The sequence below is a fragment of the Hydrogenophaga sp. GW823-FHT04C09 genome, from assembly GCF_058796355.1.
This window is the reverse complement of the sequence record NZ_JBXAIO010000001.1, coordinates 1,038,909-1,057,338: the sequence shown is the minus strand read 5'-3', so window position 1 is coordinate 1,057,338 and position 18,430 is coordinate 1,038,909. Positions and strand designations below refer to the sequence as shown.

Genomic DNA, 18,430 nt, shown 5'->3' with positions numbered 1-18,430 from the left:
GCCTTTTTTCGTGGTGACAAGCAAATGACCCTGTTGGCAATCCTCATCGGCACCGTCGCAGCGGGCGTGGGCAGCGTCTGGCTGGCGGCCCTGCTGAGCATGGCCATGCTGGCGCGCTACACCCAGCACATGCTCAGCCTGGCGGCGGGGGCGCTGATGGCCACGGCCTTCATGCACCTGCTGCCCGAGGCCTTCGAGAGCGAGGCCGGCGCGCACGAGCTGTTCGCGATGCTGCTGGGCGGTCTGGTGTTCTTCTTCCTGCTCGACAAGGCCGAGCTGTGGCACCACGGGCACGAGCACAGCCAGGAAGAGGAAGCCCTGCTCGACCACGAACCTCAGGACCACCACGCGCACCACCCTGGCCACAGCCATCACCACCACGGTCACGACCACGGGCCGCGCTCGGGCGGGTGGACGGTGCTGGCCGGCGACAGCGTGCACGCCTTCGGCGACGGCATCCTGATCGCCTCGGCCTTCATGGCCGACATGCGCCTGGGCGTGGTGGCCGCGCTGGCGGTGCTGGCCCACGAGGTGCCGCACCACATGGGCGATCTGGTGGTGCTGCGCCACACCTCGCGCAACTCGCGCGCCGCGCTGGTCAAGGTCTCGCTGGCGGGCACGGTCACCGCGCTGGGCGGCCTGCTGGGTTATTTCCTGCTCACGCAGCTGCAGGACTATCTGCCGTATTTCCTGGTCGCTGCGTCCAGCAGCTTCGTCTACGTGGCCCTGGCCGACCTGATCCCGCAACTGCAGAAGCGGCTGAGCCTGCCGGCCACGGTGGCGCAGATCGCGTGGTTGCTGGTGGGGATCGCGCTGGTGACCGTGGTGAGCGGCTTGGCGCACTAGACAGACTGGCCGGCTTTAGCCGGCGACGCTGTCCCCGAACGAGAAGCAGAAGCGCGCTCCTGCACCCGGTTGCCCTTCGCCGGTGATGTGGCCGCCATGGCGCTCGATGATGCGCCGCACCGTGGCCAGGCCGATGCCCGTGCCTTCGAACTCGCTGGGCATGTGCAGGCGCTGGAAAGGCTTGAACAGCTTGTCGGCATAGGCCATGTCGAAGCCCACGCCGTTGTCCCGCACATAGAACATCCGGGGTTCGCCACCCACCGGTGGCAGCAGGCCCCACTCGATCACCGAGCGGTCTTTCGTGCGGCTGTACTTGAGCGCGTTGGCCAGCAGGTTTTCCAGCACGATGCGCGCCAGGCGGGGGTCGCAATGCGCGCGCAGATCGGGCGTGATGCGCTGCTCGATCACACGCTCGGGTTGCTTGAGCTGCTCCTGCGCCAGGATGCCTTGCACCATGGCGCTGAGGTCCACGGTCTGCTGCGCCAGCACGCCCTGGCTCACGCGCGCCAGGGCCAGCAGGTCGTCGATCAAGGAGCCCATGCGCTGGGTGGAACTGAGCACCCGGTCGAGCAGCTGGCGCTCGTCGGCGCTCAGGCGCGGCCCCACCTCCTCCTCCAGCAGGCGGGTGAAGCCGTCGATCGCGCGCAGCGGTGACTTGAGGTCGTGCGACACGGAGTACGCGAACGAATCGAGCTCGGCGTTGAGCTGCTGCAGGTCGGCGGTGCGCTCGCGCACGCGGTGCTCCAGCGTCTCGTTGAGGCGCTGGATCTCGCGATCGCGGCGCAGGCGCACCAGCTCCGAATTGGCCCGGCCGGCGAAGATGGCGATCAGGGCCTGCGTGTCCGGGCGCAGTTCCACCGGCTGGCGCCAGAGCGCGAAGATCACGCCGATGGCGGTGCCGTCGGCATCGCGCAGGGCCTTGCCCAGGTAGGCCTGGCAGCCCGACTCGATGAGGCTGGTGGCCTGGGGGAACTGCTGCGCCAGGCCGTCCGTGCAGATGAGCATGTCCTGCTGGAGCAGGGAGCGCGCGCAGGGCGTGCCTTCGATGGAGAAGGTGAAGTTGGGCCGGGCCTGCCCGTCCTGGCGGATCGCCAGGCTGCGCACGCGGCCGTCGTCGCGGCATTCGCCCACCACCACCATGTCCGAGCCGATGGCCTCGCAGAGGTGGCGCGTGAGCGCGCTGAAGAAGGCTTCGCCGGTCTCGGCGGCCACGCCGCGCGCCACGTTGAGCAGCAGCGCCTCGCGCTCCTTCTCGGCGGTGATGCTGACGGTGCAGGCCAGGATGCAGGGCTCGCCGTCGATGTCCAGCAGCTCGGCCCAGATCCGGGTGTCCACCAGCGAGCCGTCCTTGTGGCGCATGCGGGTTTCGTAGCCGTCGATGTGGCCTTCGCACAGCAGCTGTTCCACGAAGGCTTCCCGGTCCTTGGGGGTCAGCCAGGCGCCGATCTCCACCGAGGTCTTGCCCCTGATCTCTTCCGGCAGCAGGCCCTGCGCGCGGTCCTGCGCGCGGTTGACCTCGATGATGGCGCCGTCCGAGAGGCGCGAGATCGTCATGTTCAGCGGGCTGAAATGGAAGGCCTTGGCGAAGCGCTCCTCGGAGCGGCGCAGCCGCTCCATGACCTCGTTCTGGGCGCTCACATCGCTGATGGTGGTGATGACCAGCTTGTCTTCGCGGTCGTCGCCCATCTCGCTGGAGACCAGGCCTTCGAAGGTGCTGCCGTCCGCGCGCTGGCCGCGCGCGGGGTACTGTTCGGCGCGCCGCGCGGCGAACAGGGTGGCCAGGTACGTCTCCCGCTGTTCGGGATCCGCCCACAGGAAGCTGTCGGGTCGGCCCAGGGCCTGGTCGCGGGTGTAGCCGTAGCAGCGCTCGAAAGCGGGGTTGACGTCCAGGATCATCCCGGAACGGGCCGACTGCGCGATCATGGGGCTGGGACTGGTGCGGAAGATGCGGGCGAAACGCTCCAGGTTGAGGTCGCGCTGGTGCTCGGTTTTCTTGCGCAGCTCCAGCTCGGCCTTCTGCCGGTCGAACGCCTCGCGCAACTGGCGCCCGCTGTGATAGACCATCACGCCCACCACGATCACGGTGGCCGAGTGCGTGATCCACACGCGCAGGCCGACTTCGAAATAGGGCGTCGCGCTGAACCAGCCATTGACCTCGGCCAGCGTCAGCACACCGAGCGCGCCCACGCTCGCCGCGACCGTGGCAATGAGCGCGGTGCGCCCGAGGAAGGTGCCCGCGCCGGCCACCGCCGCGACGAACAGGAAGCCCACCGCCGTGCGCACCGAGCCGTAGGTGACCACCGAGAGCACGGCCGTGGCCAGTGTGCCCATCACGATCAGGGGGGCCACGTAGTGCATGCGGTCCCAGCGCACCAGGGCATAGGCCACACCCGACACCAGAACCAGGCAGGCCGCGATCCAGGCTTCGCGCTGCCCCGGGCTGGCGAACATCAGGTCGATCACCAGCACGATCAGCGCGGCGATGCCGGTCAACAGCGCCAGCAGCTCCAGCACCCGCTTGCGCTGGCCGTCCGGCGCAGGGGTCTGGTCCGTCGGTTCCAGAAGGCGGGAGGAGGTCGGAGGCATGGGGGTCGGTCGGCAGGCGCCCGCTGTCAGCCCTGCGCCGTGGGCAGGCCCGGCGTGTTGCACCACTCGCTCCAGCTGCCCGGGTAGAGCTTCGCGCGGCCCAGGCCGGCGATTTCCATGGCCAGCAGGTTGGGCACGGCGCTCACGCCGCTGCCGCAGTGGTGCACCACGGTGGCGGGGTCGCGGCCGGCGAGCAGGCGGTCGAACTCGGCACGCAGTTCGGCCGCGGGCTTGAAGCGACCGTCCGGCGCCGCGTTGTCACCGAAAGGACGGTTGAGCGCGCCGGGGATGTGGCCGGCCACCGGATCCAGCGGCTCGGTCTCGCCGCGAAAGCGCGCACCTGCGCGGGCGTCGATCAGGGTCATGGCGGGGCGCCCGAGCGCGCCGGCGATGTCCGCCGTGCTCACGGTCTGCACCAGCGGCTCGCGCAGTTCGAAGACCGCTGGCTTCGGAGGGTTCGCGGGACCGCTTTCCACGGCACCGCCGGCCGCCTTCCAGGCCGCCAGCCCGCCGTCCAGCACGGCCACGGCCTCGTGGCCGCACCACTTGAGCATCCACCACAGGCGACCGCTGGTGGTGATGGCCTGGCGGTCCAGTACCACCACCTGCTGGCTGTTGTCCAGGCCCAGCTGGCCCAGGCGGGCGGCGAAGGTGGCGCGCGAGGGCAGCGGGTGGCGCCCGCCGCTGGCGCGGTCGGGGCCGGACTTGTCGCTCAGGTGGTGCTCCAGGTGCACGTGCACCGAGCCCGGGAGGTGCTCGGCCTCGAACTGGGCCAGGCCTGCCTCGGGCTTCATCAGCTCGTAACTGCAGTCAAAGATGCGCAACGGGGCGCCACGGGCGATGAGTTGCTGGAGTTCGGGTGCGGAGATCAGGGTCGTGTGCATGCGCGCATTGTGGGGCAGATGCCCCTCAGTGTTCTTCCGCGGGTGCATTCGGCACGGTGCGGGTGCGCAGCACGGTGGCGGTGATGCCGCTGACGATGATCAGCGCCATGCCCAGCCAGCCCATCAGCGGCAGCTGGTCGCCGAAGAAGACGATGCCGTAGATGCCGGCGATCACGATGCCCGAGTACTGCAGGTTGGCCACCACCATGGTCGCGCCGCGCGAGTAGGCGCGCGTCATGCAGAGCTGGCCGAACAACGCCAGCAGGCCGATGGGCAGCAGCCACAGGGCGCTGGGCCAATGCCAGGGGCTCACGCCCGCGAACAGCATGCCGATTCCGCCGGCGAGCACGGCGCCGATCGAGAAGTAGAAGACGGTGCGGCTCTCGGGCTCCCCGGCGCGCGAGAGCGCGGCCACCTGCAGGTAGGCGAAGGCCGCGAAGATGCCCGAGAGCAGGCCCACCAGCGCGCCCACCACCTGGTGGTCGGCCAGCGTGGGGCGCAGCATCATGGCCACGCCGCCAAAGCCCATGAGCACCGTGAGGAACAAGGGGCCCTGCTCGCGGATGGGGGCGTTGCGCCCCTGCATGAGCAGGGCGCCACCGAGCAGGAAGGTGGCGATCCACACGCTGCTCATGTAGTTCAGCGTCATGGCCGTGGCCAGGGGCAGGGCGGCGATGGCGAAGAACCAGGCGGTGAGCGAGATCGTGCCGACAATGCTGCGCCAGACATGCATCATGGGCATGCTGGTGCGCAGCGACACGCCGTTCACGCGCGTCATCGCGATCAGGAAGATCGCACCCACCACGCCGCGGTAGAAGACGATCTCGAAACTGTTGAAGTGGCTGGACGCGAACTTGATGCACACGCCCATGGAGGCGAAGAACAGCGAGGCGAGCAGCATCCACAGGGCCTGCATGGATCAGGCTCCTGTGGGCGAAGGGCACATGCCGGTGCCGATGGCGTCAGCCCGGGATGGCGCCCGCCATGTGGCGGCGGTACCACTCGTGGAAGTGCTGCATGCCATCTTCCATCGGGCTCTGATAGGGGCCGACCTCGTTGTCGCCACGCGCGAGCAGGGCCTTGCGCCCGGCGTCCATGCGTTCGGCGATCTCGTCGTCCTCGATGCAGGTCTCCATGTACGCCGCGCGCTGCGCCTCGACGAACTCGCGCTCGAAGGCCGCGATTTCCTCGGGGTAGTAGAACTCGACCATGTTGAGGGTCTTGTCCACGCTGACGGGGTGCAGGGTCGAGACCGTGAGCACGTGCGGGTACCACTCCACCATGATGTGCGGGTAGTAGGTGAGCCAGATCGCGCCGTGTTCGGGCATCTTGCCCTGGCGGTACTGCATCAGCTGCTCGTGCCAGCGCTGGTACACCGGGCTGCCGGCCTTGCCCAGCAGGTTGGCCGGGCCGACGGTCTGCACCGAGTACGCCGGCTTGAACTCCCAGCGCAGGTCTTCGCAGGTGACGAAACCACCCAGGCCCGGGTGGAAGGGGGCGACGTGGTAGTCCTCCAGATAGACCTCGATGAAGGTCTTCCAGTTGTAGTTGCACTCGTGCAGCTCCACGTGGTCGAGCACCATGCCCTCGAAGTCGAGCGCGGCGCGCGGCCCCATGTTGGCCAGGTCGGCCTGCACGTCGCGGCCGTTGTCCTCGAACAGCAAACCGTTCCACTCGCGCAGCGGGTAGTTGTTGAGGTTCAGGCAGGGGTCCTGCTCGAAGTGCGGGGCGCCGAGCAGGCGCCCGGCCTGTTCACCGTGCGTGCCGCTGTAGGTCCAGCGGTGCAGAGGGCAGACGATGTTGCCGCCGGCGCTGCCGCTGCGGGTTTCGCCGAGGTTGCCCCGGCCCTTGAGCATGACGGCCTGGCGGTGGCGGCACACGTTGGAGACCAGCTCCACCCCTTTGTCGGTGCGCACCAAGGCGCGACCACCGGCCTCATGCGGCAGTACGTGGTAGTCCCCCACATGGGGAACCGCGAGTTGGTGCCCCACATACCGGGGCCCGCGCTGGAAGAGCGTTTCCTTTTCGCGCTGGAACAGCGCCTCGCTGAAGTAGCTGGAAACCGGAAGTTGGCTTGCGGCCTGCTGCAGTTGAAGACTTAAATCAGACATGGTGGTCCTGACCTAGAGACTCCCCCTATGAAGGGGCAGGGTAAGCGCTGTGCTCGTCAGACGAATTCGCGCGGGATGGGTGGGGTGGTGCGTCCCTCCGGACAGGGGCTGTCCGTAGTGAAGAGGTGTGGAGAAAAAAAGAGAGCGGATTGTACCCCGGGGGGGAATATCCCTGCCGGGCATAAAATGCCGGTTTCACCAGGCCATCTTCAGCACCCCAAGGCCGGGCCCATGCAGCCCGCCCCACCGCGCGGCGAAGCAAGTACCGCGGTTTGCGAAGGGCCTCAGCCCACAGAATCCATGCCCACACCTTCCCCCTCCCGCGCCCCCCGTGCGGCCCCTTCTCCCCATGCGCCCGCCAGCTACGAGGCGGCGCTGGAAGAACTGGAGCAACTGGTGGCCCAGCTCGATGCCGGACAACTGCCGCTGGACCAGTTGCTGACCCGTTACCAGCGGGGCGCGGAGTTGCTCGCGTTCTGCCGCTCGCGGCTGGATGACGTGGAAAACCAGATCAAGGTGCTCGAAGGCGGCACGCTCAAGCCCTGGGACGCGCCGTGAACGCCGTGCTCTCCGATACCCACGATTTCGTGGCCTGGCGCCAAGCGCAACAGGACGCGGTGGAACGCGCGTTGGAGCGCTGGGTGTCCGCCGACGCGCCCGCCGGGCTGGGCGACGCCATGCGCTACGCCGTGCTCGACGGCGGTAAGCGCCTGCGCCCGCTGCTGGTGCTGGCCACCTGCGAAGCGGTGGGCGGCCACGCGGCGGCGGCGATGCGCGCGGCCTGCGCGGTCGAACTCATCCACGCCTACTCGCTGGTGCACGACGACATGCCTTGCATGGACAACGACGTGCTGCGGCGGGGCAAACCCACGGTGCACGTGCAGTTCGGCCAGGCCCAGGCCCTGCTGGCGGGCGACGCGCTGCAGGCCCTGGCCTTCGAACTGCTGGTGCCGGGCGACGGCAGCCTGAGCGATGGCATGAGCGCGCGCCTGTGCCGCCTGCTGGCGCTCGCGGCCGGGGCCGACGGCATGGCCGGCGGGCAGGCCGTCGACCTCGCCAGTGTGGGCGTGGCACTTGACCAGCCCGCGCTCGAAGCCATGCACCGCCGCAAGACCGGTGCCCTGCTGCAGGCCAGCGTGACCATGGGCGCGGCCACCGGCACGCCCTCGCCCCAGGCCCTGGCCCTGCTAGCCGAGTACGGCGCCTGCGTGGGCCTGGCCTTCCAGGTGGTGGACGACATCCTCGACGTCACCGCCGACTCGGCCACGCTGGGCAAGACCGCCGGCAAGGACGCCGCGGCCGACAAACCCACTTTCGTCTCCCTGATGGGGCTGGACCAGGCACAGGCCTATGCCGACCGTGTGCTGGCCCAGGCCCACGACACCTTGCGCCGCTCCGGCCTCGACCACACCGCCACCCTGCACGCCCTGGCCGACTGGGTGGGGCGGCGTGCGTCCTGAGGCCCGAAACAAGGCCGATCCACCATGACCCAAGCGCCCCCGCCCATGAATTCCCTGTTGTCGACCATCGAATCCCCCGCCGATGTGCGCCAACTCGCGCGCACGCAACTTTCGCCGCTGGCTGATGAACTGCGCGCTTTTCTGCTGCAGAGCGTGGCGCGCACGGGCGGTCACCTCAGCTCCAACCTCGGCACGGTGGAACTCACGGTGGCATTGCATTACGTCTTCAACACCCCCGATGACCGCCTGGTCTGGGACGTGGGCCACCAGACCTACCCGCACAAGATCCTGACCGGCCGGCGCGACCGCATGGGCACGCTGCGCCAGTTCGGCGGCATCAGCGGCTTTCCGCGCCGCGACGAGAGCGAGTACGACACCTTCGGCACCGCGCACTCGTCCACCAGCATCTCGGCCGCGCTGGGCATGGCGCTGGCCTCCAAGATCAAGGGCGAGCCGCGCAAGTCCATCGCCATCATCGGCGACGGCGCCATGACCGCCGGCATGGCCTTCGAGGCGCTGAACAACGCCGGCGTGGCCGAGGGCCGCCTGCTGGTGGTGCTCAACGACAACGACATGTCGATCTCCCCGCCTGTGGGGGCGCTCAACCGCTACCTGGCCCAGCTCATGAGCGGGCAGTTCTACGCCGCCGCGAAAAACGTGGGCAAGCAGGTGCTCAAGGGGGCGCCGCCCCTGTTCGAACTGGCCAAGCGCTTCGAGGAGCACGCCAAGGGCATGGTGGTGCCGGCCACGCTGTTCGAGAAATTCGGCTTCAACTACATCGGGCCGATCGATGGCCATGACCTCGAATCGCTGATCCCCACGCTGGAGAACATCCGCCACCTGCTCGACACCGACAGCGGCCCGCAGTTCCTGCACGTGGTCACCAAGAAGGGCCAGGGCTACAAGCTCGCCGAAGCAGACCCCGTGGCCTACCACGGCCCGGGCACCTTCGACCCCGCGGTGGGCATCACCAAGCCCGCCACACCGTCCAAGACCACCTTCACCCAGGTGTTCGGCCAATGGCTGTGCGACATGGCCGAGGCCGATCCGCGCCTGGTCGGTATCACGCCGGCCATGCGCGAAGGCTCGGGCATGGTCGAGTTCGAGCGCCGCTTCCCCGCGCGCTACTTCGATGTCGGCATCGCCGAACAGCACGCCGTGACCTTCGCCGCCGGCCTGGCCTGCGAGGGGCTCAAACCGGTCGTGGCGATCTACTCCACCTTCCTGCAGCGCGCCTACGACCAGCTCATCCACGACGTGGCGCTGCAGAACCTGCCGGTGGTGTTCGCGCTGGACCGCGCCGGCCTCGTCGGTGCCGACGGCGCCACGCACGCGGGCGCCTACGACATCGCCTACCTGCGCTGCATCCCCAACATGGCCGTGGCCTGCCCGGCCGACGAGGCCGAGTGCCGCCAGCTGCTGAGCACCGCGTTCGCGCAGAACCAGCCTGTGGCGGTGCGTTATCCGCGCGGTGCAGGTGCGGGTGTGGCCCAGCCCGCCGGGCTCGAAGGCCTGCCCTTTGGCCGTGGCGAGCTGCGCCGCAAGGGCCGGCGCGTGGCCATTCTGGCCTTCGGCACTTTGCTGCAGCCCGCGCTGGCCGCCGGCGAGAAGCTGGGCGCCAGCGTGGCCAACATGCGCTGGGTCAAGCCGCTCGATGTGGAACTGCTGCGCGAGCTGGCCTCGTCGCACGACGCCTTGGTCACAGTCGAGGAAGGCAGTGTGATGGGTGGCGCTGGCAGCGCCGTGATGGAGGCCTTGCAGTCAGAGGGCTTCGCACTGCCCGTGCTGCAGCTGGGCCTGCCGGACACCTTCGTCGACCACGGCGATCCGGCTCGGCTGCTGGCCGGTCTGGGGCTGGATGGAACGGGCATCGAACGCGCCATCCGCACGCGTTTTGGCAATCTGCTCGCGCCCGTGGTGAAAGCGGTCGGCTGAACTGCAGCGCCGGAGCGTGGAAAACGGGTTTACCCTGCACGCAGGCCCTTTGATGCAAAAAAGGCATCCCCTACAATCAGCCGCTCCATACCACCCACACGCAGCTGCGGTACTTCGCTCGCTGCGTGTTTCTTTATCCATCGATAAATGGGGTGTGGGGTCTATGTTCACAAGAAATGGGAATCAGGATGGGTGCACTTCTCAACTTCTCTCGGGCCATCGACAGGCTCAACGCCTGGGTGGGCAGACACGCGATCTGGCTGATCATGGGTTCCACGGTCATCAGCGCCGTCAACGCGCTTGTGCGCTACACCTTCAACACCAGCTCCAACGCCTTCCTCGAGATCCAGTGGTATCTCTTTGCCTGGTCGTTCCTGATAGCGGCCGGTTTCACGCTGCTCAACCGGGAGCATGTGCGCATCGATGTCCTCAACAGCCGTTTGCCCAAGAAGGCGCAGATTTGGATTGACATCCTCGGCTTCGCTTTCTTCCTCACACCGGTGTGCCTGCTCGTGCTGTATTACGGCATCCCGATCTTCATGGAGAAGTACACCTCGGGCGAGATGTCGGGCAACCCCGGTGGCCTGATCCGCTGGCCAGTGTGGCTGGCGATCCCGGCAGGCTTCATCCTGCTGATGCTCCAGGGCTGGTCCGAACTCATCAAGCGCGTGGCCTTCCTCACCGGGCGGGGTCCCGACCCCACGATCAAGGCCGGCGAGAAGTCTGCCGAGGAAGAACTGGCCGAGATCCTGAGCCAGCGCGATGCCGCCAAAGGCACGCCAGTCTCGCAGTAACCGGCCAAGGAATCGACGATGGAATTCATTGCGGCGAACTTCGCCCCGATCATGTTTGCGGGGCTCATCATCTTTCTGCTGCTGGGTTTCCCGGTGGCCTTCAGCCTGGGCGCCTGTGGCCTGGCCTTCGGCATCGTCGGCATCGAGATGGGCGTGTTCCCGTCTTCGGTGCTGGCCTGGCTGCCGCAGCGCCTGATCGGCATCATGGCCAACGACACCTTGCTCGCGGTGCCCTTCTTCACGCTCATGGGCCTGATCCTGGAGCGCAGCGGCATGGCCGAGGACCTGCTCGACACCGTCGGCCAGGTCTTCGGACCGATGCGTGGCGGCCTGGCACTGGCGGTGGTTTTCGTGGGTGCGATGCTGGCCGCGACCACGGGTGTGGTGGCGGCTTCGGTCATTTCGATGGGCCTGATTTCTCTGCCCATCATGCTGCGCTATGGCTACGACCGCCAGTTTTCCAGTGGCGTGATCGCGGCCTCGGGCACGCTGGCGCAGATCATTCCGCCCTCGCTGGTGCTCATCATCATGGCCGACCAGCTGGGCCGCAGCGTCGGTGACATGTACAAGGGGGCCTTCATCCCGGCCTTCATGCTGGTCGGCTGTTACGTGCTCTACATCGCCTGCCTGGCCATCTTCAAGCCCGCCAGCGTGCCTGCGCTGCCGACCGAGGCGCGCATCTACCGCGAGCCCAATGGCAGCGGCGGCTACCAGTCGCTGTTGGTGCTGATGGTGGTCTCGTTCATGGTCTCCATCGTGCTGGCGCGCTACATGCCCGAAGTCCACACCTGGTGGCTGGGCCGCGAGGTGACCTCCGTGCCCACCGACGAGAAGGTCGTCGTGGCCATGGCTGGCGGTGCCTTCGTGGCTCTCGTGATGGCCCTGGCCAACAAGTACGCGAAGCTGGGCCTGCTCTCGCGCCTGGCCGAGCGGGTGACCTTCGTGCTGATCCCTCCGCTGCTGCTGATCTTCCTGGTGCTCGGCACCATCTTCCTGGGCATCGCCACCCCTACCGAGGGCGGTGCCATGGGGGCGATGGGCGCCATCATCATGGCCCTGATGCGCAAGCGGCTGGACATGAAGCTGCTCAAACAGGCCCTGGCCACGACCACCAAGCTCGGCAGCTTCGTGATGTTCATCCTGATCGGGGCCACGATCTTCGGCCTGGTGTTCCAGGCGGCCGATGGTCCGATCTGGGTGGAGCATCTGCTGGCCGACCTGCCGGGCGGCCCGGTTGGTTTCCTGATCGTGGTCAACATCCTGATCTTCTTCCTGGCCTTCTTCCTCGACTATTTTGAACTCTCGTTCATCGTGGTGCCGCTGCTGGCACCGGTGGCCGACAAGCTGGGCATCGACCTGATCTGGTTCGGCGTGCTGTTGGCGGTGAACATGCAGACCTCGTTCATGCACCCGCCGTTCGGCTTCGCGCTGTTCTTCCTGCGCTCGGTGGCGCCCGACAAGCCCTATGTGGACCGGGTGACCAACAAGGTCATGGCCCCGGTCACGACCATGCAGATCTACAAGGGAGCGATCCCCTTCCTGATCATCCAGCTGTTCATGGTCGGTGTGCTGATCGCCTTCCCGGGGCTGGTCACGGGCAGCCTCGACAAGGTCGGTGACTACGACCTCAAGGCCGTGGGAGAGCAGATGATGGAAGACCTCAACCCGGGCTCCGAAGGTGGCTACGGTGCGGACGAGCAGACCGCGCCGTCAGAAGAAGGTCAGGAGCAGCCCTCTGCAAAGCCGGAAGCGGCTGGCGAAGCAGGCCCCGACGCCAAGGCCGCCACGGAAGACGACCCCATGAAGGCCATGCAGGAAGCCCTCGGCCGCAAGTGAGCTCTGCCAGCGGCGTGCCTGCGGCGTGACGAAGCGCAGGCTGTCGAGGGAAAACCCTCGGCGGCCTTGCCCTTGAGACACGGCAGATATCAATAGAATCAAAAGACCGTTCTTCATCCCGGTGTGTGCCACGCAAGAGGCTGCGCCTTTCTTTCAAGCTTTCATCAAGCAATCCTGGAGCAATCTCAATGGATCGTCGTTCTATCGTGAAGAGTGCCGGCCTGGCCGGCGTGCTGGCCGCTGGTGTGGCACCGGCCGTGCATGCGCAAGCTGCGGTGCGCTGGCGCCTGGCTTCGAGTTTCCCTCGTTCGCTGGACACCATCTTCGGCAGTGCCGAGAAGCTGTCGCAGACCGTCAAGGCACTGTCGGGTGGCAAGTTCGAGATTTCCGTTCACCCAGCGGGCGAATTGATGCCTGCCTTTGGCGTCGTGGACGCGCTTCAGGGCGACAACATCGACATGGCCCAGACGGCCGCCTATTACTTCACCGGCAAGGACCCTGTTTTCGCCTTCAGCTGCGCGGTGCCCTTTGGCCTGACCGCCCGGCAGAACACCGCTTGGAAGCAGCATGGCAATGGCGGCAAGCTGCTCGATGAATTCTTCGCTCAGTACAACTTCCGCACCGCCAGCGCCGGCAACACGGGCACGCAGATGGGCGGCTGGTACCGCAAGGAGATCAAGACTGCCGCCGACCTCAAGGGCCTGAAGATGCGCATGGGCGGCGGCGTGTTCGGCGAGGGCATGGCCAAGCTGGGTGTGGTGTCGCAGAACCTGCCGGCCGGTGAGGTGTACCAGGCGCTGGAAAAAGGCACGCTGGACGCGGCCGAATTTGTCGGTCCGCACGACGACGCCAAACTCGGCTTTCACAAGGTGGCTCCGTTCTACTACTACCCGGGCTGGTGGGAAGGCGGCGCCGATCTGGAGTTCTTCATCAACCTGAAGAAGTTCAACGCCCTGTCGGATGAAAACAAGGCCATCCTGAACGCCGCCATGGCCGTGGCCGCGACCGACATGACCGCCAAGTACGATGCCGTGAACCCGATCGCATTGAAGAAGCTGGTGGCCGAGAAGACCCAGCTCAAGGCGTTCCCCAAGGCGGTGATCGATGCCGGCTTCAAGGCCTGCATGGAAGTGTTCGCCGAGCACGAAGCCAAGTCGCCCACCTTCAAGAAGATCCACCAGGACATGCGCACCTTCCAGCGCGATCAGATTCTGTGGAACCGTTTCTCGGAGTTCCCGTTCAACCAGTACATGGCTGGCGTGAAGATCTGATCTTGAAAGCTGCACCTGCGGTCCGGCTCGACCGGGTCCATGGTGTATCTGGGCAGGGGCCCGCTGCGTGCAGCGGGCCTTTTCGTTCCCACTGACACCGTCTCGGTTTTTATGAAACTTGATGTCCGCATCCTGGATCCGCGTTTGGTCAGCCAGATGCCTTCCTACGCCACGCCCGGCAGTGCCGGCCTCGATCTGCGGGCCTGCCTCGACGCGCCGCTGGTGCTGGCGCCCAACGCGTGGCAACTGGTGCCGACCGGCCTGGCGATCCACCTGGCCGACCCCGGCTACGCCGCCATGATCCTGCCGCGCTCCGGCCTGGGCCACAAATACGGCATCGTGCTCGGCAACCTGGTCGGCCTGATCGACAGCGACTACCAGGGCCAGCTCATGGTGAGCGCCTGGAACCGAAGCGACGTGGCCTTCACCATCGAGCCCATGGAGCGCATTGCGCAGATGGTGATCGTGCCCGTGGTGCAGGCGGAGTTCAACGTGGTGAACGACTTCGCCACCGCGAGCGAGCGCGGCGCCGGTGGTTACGGTTCCACGGGCAGAGGATAAAAGACCGTCGTCGCGCGAGGCGGTTTGATCAAGAGGTGCCGCGGAACCGGCTTTGCCGGGCCACAGGCACCGCCCCCTTGAGGGGGACGCGCGCAGCGCGGCGGGGGTGTGTCCTGATCAGTGGAGTGTGTGGGGGCCGGGCGGCGTGAGGCCCGGGCCCTGCAGTTCGTCGGGCGCGTCCACCTGCATGCGGAAGAAGCCGGTGCCCAGCGTGCCCTGGCCGATTTCGTCTTCCCGGGCCTCGCGCACCGCGTGCACCTTCAGGCTGATGCGCAGGGCGATGCCGGCCAGGGGGTGGTTGCCGTCCAACACCACGTGCTCGGGGTAGATGTCGCTGATGAAGTACAGGCGGTCCTTGGGGGCCGAGGGGTTGCAGCCCGGGGGCAGGCCCTCGAAACCCATGCCTTCTTCGATCTCGTCGGGCAGCAGGTGGCGGGGTTCGAGGAACAGCAGGCGGTCGTCGTAGTCGCCGAAGGCGTCGGCCGGCTCCAGGTGCAGGTCGATCGTGTCGCCCGCCGAGTGGTTCAGCAGGGCTTCCTCGATCTTGGCCAACAGGTCGTTGCCGCCCACGAGGAACTCCACCGGCTCATCGAGCACGTCGAGTTCTTCGCCCAGCGTGTCCTTGAGGGTCCAGGTCAGCGCGACCACGCATTGTTGGTTGATTTTCATCCGACAATTGTCCCATGCTCCATGCTTCCCCATCCAGCCCCCCCTCTTTGTCCGCCCCCGCGCCGGACCTGCCCTGCGACCTGCTCGGCGGCCTCAGCCCGGCGCAGTTCATGCGCCGGCACTGGCAGAAAAAGCCGCTGCTGATCCGCAACGCCATCCCGGGTTTCACGCCCTTGTTGAGCCGGCAGCAGCTGTTCGACATGGCCGCCGATGAAGCGGTCGAGTCGCGCCTGATCGTGCGCAAGCCCCAGGGCTGGACGCTCAGGCAAGGCCCCTTGACCCGCCCACAGCTGCCGCCGCTGCGCCAACCGGGCTGGACCCTGCTGGTGCAGGGTGTCGACCAGCACCTGGATGCCGCGCACGAGTTGCTCCAGCGCTTCCGTTTCGTGCCCGACGCGCGCCTGGACGATCTGATGATTTCCTGGGCCAGCGACGCCGGCGGCGTGGGCCCGCACTTCGACAGCTACGACGTGTTCCTGCTGCAGGCCACCGGGCAGCGGCGCTGGCGCATCGGCCGGCAGAAGGATTTGTCTCTGCAGCCCGACGTGCCGCTCAAGATCCTCAGCCATTTCGAGCCCGAGGAAGAGCATGTGCTCAACCCGGGCGACATGCTGTACCTGCCGCCGCGCTGGGCGCACGACGGGGATGCGGTGGGCGGGGACTGCAGCACCTACTCCATCGGTTTTCGCGCGCCGCAGCGCGGCGGCCTGGCGGGTGAACTGCTGCAGCGCATGGCCGACGAGCTGGACGACGACACGCTCTTTCGTGACCCGGGGCAAGCCGCCACCGCGACCCCGGCGGCCATGCCTGCCGCGCTCGAAGCCTTCGCGGTGGACGCCTTGCAGCGCCTACTGGCGGAACGCGAGTCGCTGGCCTGCGCGCTGGGCGAGGTCATGACCGAGTCCAAGCCGCGCATCTGGTTCGACGAACCCGAGGGTGACTGGGCGCCGGGCGCCTTGCGGCTGGACCGGCGCACGCGCATGATGTACGACGAACGCCACATCTTCATCAACGGCGAGAGCTTTCGTGCCGGTGGTGCCGATGCCCGCCTCATGCGCGCGCTGGCCGACCAGCGCGCGCTGGACCAGCGGCAGGTGGTCCGCGCGAGCGAAGGTGCGCAGGCCCTGCTGCAGGACTGGTTCGACGCCGGCTGGCTGCACCGCATCGAACCCGCTTGAGGCGCTGTGGGCGCCTCGTCAGGAGACCCGCATGACCGATCCCCTGGATGCTTCGATCGCCGCGCTGCCCGAAGGCCGGCTCTCCGGCCGCGTGGCCTTCATCGACCTGATCCGGCAGGCCTTCGCCACGGCGGCGCAAGAGGGCTGGCCGCGCATGGTCCTGTGCGACGCGGACTTCGCGGACTGGCCGCTGGGCGAACGCGATGTGGTGGCTTCGCTCAATGCGTGGTCGCAGCGCGGCCGTTCGCTGCATCTGCTGGCGCGCGACTACAGCGTGTTGCGGCAGATGCACCCGCGTTTCGTGCAGTGGCGCAGCACCTGGGGGCACCTGGTGGAGGCGCAGGCCTGTGCCAGTGCCTCGGTGGGCGAACTGCCCAGCGTGTTGTGGTCACCGGCCTGGACGCTGCAGCGGCTGGACCCCCTGCGATGCACCATGGTGGTGAGCCGCAGCGCGGAGCGCCGCGTGGCCCTGCAGGAGCAGCTGCAGGAGTGGGCGCTCAAGAGCACGCCCGCTTTCCCGGCGTCCACACTGGGGCTGTGAGCAAAGGTAAAAACAACCCCTCTCGCTTCTTGCACCAGGACGGGGCGGTATCATCCGCGCGGCAGGGGAGGGTTGTCACGTCAACCCACTCCGCTGGATGGCCTCCCGTCACACAACACCCAGGGTGCGTGGAACCTTTCCGAACCGGTCGTTCGACCGCCTGTCTTTCTCATCCATTGGAACTGTCATCATGAAAAAAACCATCCTGCTCGCCAGCCTGTTGGCCGCCATCGCCTTGACCGCCTGCGGCAAGAAGGAAGAGGCACCGGTCGCCGCACCGGCACCTGCCGCTGAACCCGCTCCGGCCGCTGCTGCGCCTTCCATGGCCGGCGCTGCCGAATCCGCCAAGGAAGCCGGCGCTTCCGCCGTCGATGCCGCCAAGGAAGCCACCGCTGCCACCGTGGACGCTGCGAAGGAAGCCGGTGCCGCCACCGCCGACGCCGCCAAGGCCGCAGGCGCTGCCACCGCGGACGCCGCCAAGGAAGTGGCCGACAAGGCCAAGGAAGCCGCCGCCGATGCCAAGGCCGCTGTGAAGTGACCCAGCCCTGAGGGGCAGGCCCGCGCTGCGGGCCGGTCAAAGAAAAAGCCGCCCTCGGGCGGCTTTTTCCTTGGTGCGTGGCGTTCTTACTTGAGGTCTTCGGCCAGCAGTTTGGCAATGCGCTGCGCGGACGCCGAGCTGTCCGGCCGACCCTGGCTGTCGAGCACCGCGACGGTGGTCTGGTTCTCGACGCTCTTGACCGACACGCGGAAGCGCTCGGTCGAGGCCTCGGTCTTCGAAGCGCCGAACATCTTGGCGAAGAAGCCTGGCTCCTTGGCGTTGACCACGGGTTCGACGTAGCGCACGAAGTAGAGGCCCTGGCTGCGGTCGCGGTCTTCCACGGTGAAGCCCGTGCGATCGAGCGACAGGCCGACGCGGCGCCACGCGCGGTCGAAGTTGTCGTCGAACTGCACCACGGGCGCGTTGTTCACCATGGCGACACGCGCCGCGGCCTGCACCGGCGCGGTGGCGGTCACGGCCCGAGATTGCGCCTCGCTCACGCCGAGCTTGACCATCAGGCGGCGCAGGAACTCGGTTTCCAGCTCCACGTCGGCCGGGCGCGGCTGCCACACGGTCTGGTCTTTTTCCTTGGTGGAATAGACCTCCACCATGCCGCGGTGGCTGATGTAGATCTCGGTGCCGCCGTTGGCGGTGCGTTCGAAGCGGGTGCGGAAACGGTCGCGTTCGCCGGTGGAGTAGAGGTTCTCGAACACCTTGCCGATGGTCGAACGGATGAAGTCCTGCGGCAGCTTGGCGCGATTCTCGGCCCAATCGGTTTCCATGATGCCCAGGCCTTCCTGGTCGATGTCGAGCAGGAAACCGTTTTCCTGCCAGAAATCGCGCACCGGGCTCCAGAGCTTGTCGGCCGGGCGGCTCACCACGAGCCAGCGCTGGTTGCCCGCGCGCTCGATGCGCACGTCGCCCACGCTCACGGCGGCGGTGCTGGCGGCCGTGGCCTGCGCGGGTTGGGCGGTTTCATAGCCGCTGGCAGTGACCACCGAGCCGGGCACGTTGTAGCGCGAATCCCGGGTGAGCTGGCTCAGGTCGGGCGGCACGTCCAGGGTGCTGCCGCGCTTGGCGCTCTTGTAGTCGATCTTGTCTTCCTGCAGCATCGAGCAGCCCGAAACCACGAGGGCGGCGGCGGCCAGGAGGCCCAGGCGGGTCAGGATGCGCGGGGTCGAGGACAGGGTTCGGTTGGACATGAATGGGGCTCGGTAGGA

General features: G+C 67.4%; 17 protein-coding genes. 11 read left to right on the top strand and 6 right to left on the bottom strand.

What is annotated here, in order from left to right; translation table 11 throughout:
* The first annotated feature begins 24 nt into the window (after positions 1-24).
* Positions 25-846: a ZIP family metal transporter gene (locus AC1Q9M_RS04945; protein WP_291117636.1), complete on the top strand. Its 822-nt coding sequence runs from the start codon at positions 25-27 to the stop codon at positions 844-846.
* Positions 847-861: 15 nt separating this feature from the next.
* Here the strand turns inward: AC1Q9M_RS04945 and AC1Q9M_RS04940 are convergent, their stop codons facing one another.
* The 4 genes from AC1Q9M_RS04940 to AC1Q9M_RS04925 are packed head-to-tail and all read right to left on the bottom strand — an operon-like array spanning position 862 to position 6,427.
* Complete coding sequence (locus AC1Q9M_RS04940; RefSeq protein ID WP_382323742.1) at positions 862-3,432, bottom strand: PAS domain S-box protein; 2,571 nt, start codon at positions 3,430-3,432, stop codon at positions 862-864.
* A 26-nt stretch (positions 3,433-3,458) separates the two neighbouring features.
* Entirely contained in the window at positions 3,459-4,316 is an 858-nt protein-coding gene (locus tag AC1Q9M_RS04935) for a sulfurtransferase (RefSeq protein ID WP_382323743.1), read from the bottom strand.
* Positions 4,317-4,341: 25 nt separating this feature from the next.
* The gene (locus AC1Q9M_RS04930) at positions 4,342-5,232 is read right to left on the bottom strand and encodes a DMT family transporter (protein WP_444688179.1); all 891 of its coding nucleotides are present in this window, start codon (positions 5,230-5,232) and stop codon (positions 4,342-4,344) included.
* A gap of 46 nt (positions 5,233-5,278) precedes the next feature.
* On the bottom strand, positions 5,279-6,427 hold the full coding sequence (locus AC1Q9M_RS04925; RefSeq protein WP_492432664.1) for an aromatic ring-hydroxylating oxygenase subunit alpha: 1,149 nt from the start codon (positions 6,425-6,427) through the stop codon (positions 5,279-5,281).
* Between the two features lie 300 nt (positions 6,428-6,727).
* Between AC1Q9M_RS04925 and xseB the strand changes: the two genes are divergently transcribed.
* The 7 genes from xseB to dut all read left to right on the top strand — a co-directional run bounded on the left by xseB (position 6,728) and on the right by dut (position 14,284).
* The gene (gene xseB, locus AC1Q9M_RS04920) at positions 6,728-6,985 is read left to right on the top strand and encodes an exodeoxyribonuclease VII small subunit (RefSeq protein ID WP_382323745.1); all 258 of its coding nucleotides are present in this window, start codon (positions 6,728-6,730) and stop codon (positions 6,983-6,985) included.
* Positions 6,986-6,990: 5 nt separating this feature from the next.
* Positions 6,991-7,887, top strand: coding sequence for a polyprenyl synthetase family protein (locus AC1Q9M_RS04915; RefSeq protein WP_444688566.1), 897 nt, complete (start codon positions 6,991-6,993; stop codon positions 7,885-7,887).
* A 45-nt stretch (positions 7,888-7,932) separates the two neighbouring features.
* Positions 7,933-9,822 carry a 1-deoxy-D-xylulose-5-phosphate synthase gene (gene dxs, locus AC1Q9M_RS04910; protein ID WP_444688565.1) on the top strand — a complete coding sequence of 630 codons (1,890 nt, stop codon included), beginning with the start codon at positions 7,933-7,935 and terminating at the stop codon, positions 9,820-9,822.
* A 188-nt stretch (positions 9,823-10,010) separates the two neighbouring features.
* Positions 10,011-10,616, top strand: coding sequence for a TRAP transporter small permease subunit (locus AC1Q9M_RS04905; RefSeq protein WP_382325535.1), 606 nt, complete (start codon positions 10,011-10,013; stop codon positions 10,614-10,616).
* A gap of 18 nt (positions 10,617-10,634) precedes the next feature.
* Positions 10,635-12,452: a TRAP transporter large permease gene (locus AC1Q9M_RS04900; protein ID WP_492432661.1), complete on the top strand. Its 1,818-nt coding sequence runs from the start codon at positions 10,635-10,637 to the stop codon at positions 12,450-12,452.
* Positions 12,453-12,640: 188 nt separating this feature from the next.
* Complete coding sequence (locus tag AC1Q9M_RS04895; RefSeq protein WP_291111820.1) at positions 12,641-13,723, top strand: TRAP transporter substrate-binding protein; 1,083 nt, start codon at positions 12,641-12,643, stop codon at positions 13,721-13,723.
* A gap of 111 nt (positions 13,724-13,834) precedes the next feature.
* The gene (dut, locus tag AC1Q9M_RS04890) at positions 13,835-14,284 is read left to right on the top strand and encodes a dUTP diphosphatase (RefSeq protein WP_382323747.1); all 450 of its coding nucleotides are present in this window, start codon (positions 13,835-13,837) and stop codon (positions 14,282-14,284) included.
* Between the two features lie 117 nt (positions 14,285-14,401).
* Here dut and AC1Q9M_RS04885 read toward each other — a convergent pair whose 3' ends face one another.
* Positions 14,402-14,953 carry an FKBP-type peptidyl-prolyl cis-trans isomerase gene (locus AC1Q9M_RS04885; RefSeq protein ID WP_382323748.1) on the bottom strand — a complete coding sequence of 184 codons (552 nt, stop codon included), beginning with the start codon at positions 14,951-14,953 and terminating at the stop codon, positions 14,402-14,404.
* Between the two features lie 14 nt (positions 14,954-14,967).
* Here AC1Q9M_RS04885 and AC1Q9M_RS04880 point away from each other — a divergent pair, with 14 nt between their 5' ends.
* From AC1Q9M_RS04880 to AC1Q9M_RS04870, 3 genes are all read left to right on the top strand, one after another.
* Positions 14,968-16,131 (top strand): JmjC domain-containing protein, encoded by a 1,164-nt coding sequence (locus AC1Q9M_RS04880; RefSeq protein WP_492432659.1) that lies wholly within the window; start codon positions 14,968-14,970, stop codon positions 16,129-16,131.
* Between the two features lie 31 nt (positions 16,132-16,162).
* Positions 16,163-16,672 carry a hypothetical protein gene (locus AC1Q9M_RS04875; RefSeq protein WP_382159576.1) on the top strand — a complete coding sequence of 170 codons (510 nt, stop codon included), beginning with the start codon at positions 16,163-16,165 and terminating at the stop codon, positions 16,670-16,672.
* A 190-nt stretch (positions 16,673-16,862) separates the two neighbouring features.
* Complete coding sequence (locus AC1Q9M_RS04870) at positions 16,863-17,210, top strand: hypothetical protein (protein ID WP_382159573.1); 348 nt, start codon at positions 16,863-16,865, stop codon at positions 17,208-17,210.
* Between the two features lie 86 nt (positions 17,211-17,296).
* On the opposite strand, the gene bamC is transcribed toward AC1Q9M_RS04870, so the two are convergent.
* Positions 17,297-18,412 (bottom strand): NlpB/DapX family lipoprotein, encoded by a 1,116-nt coding sequence (gene bamC, locus AC1Q9M_RS04865; protein ID WP_382323750.1) that lies wholly within the window; start codon positions 18,410-18,412, stop codon positions 17,297-17,299.
* Between the last annotated feature and the right edge of the window lie 18 nt (positions 18,413-18,430).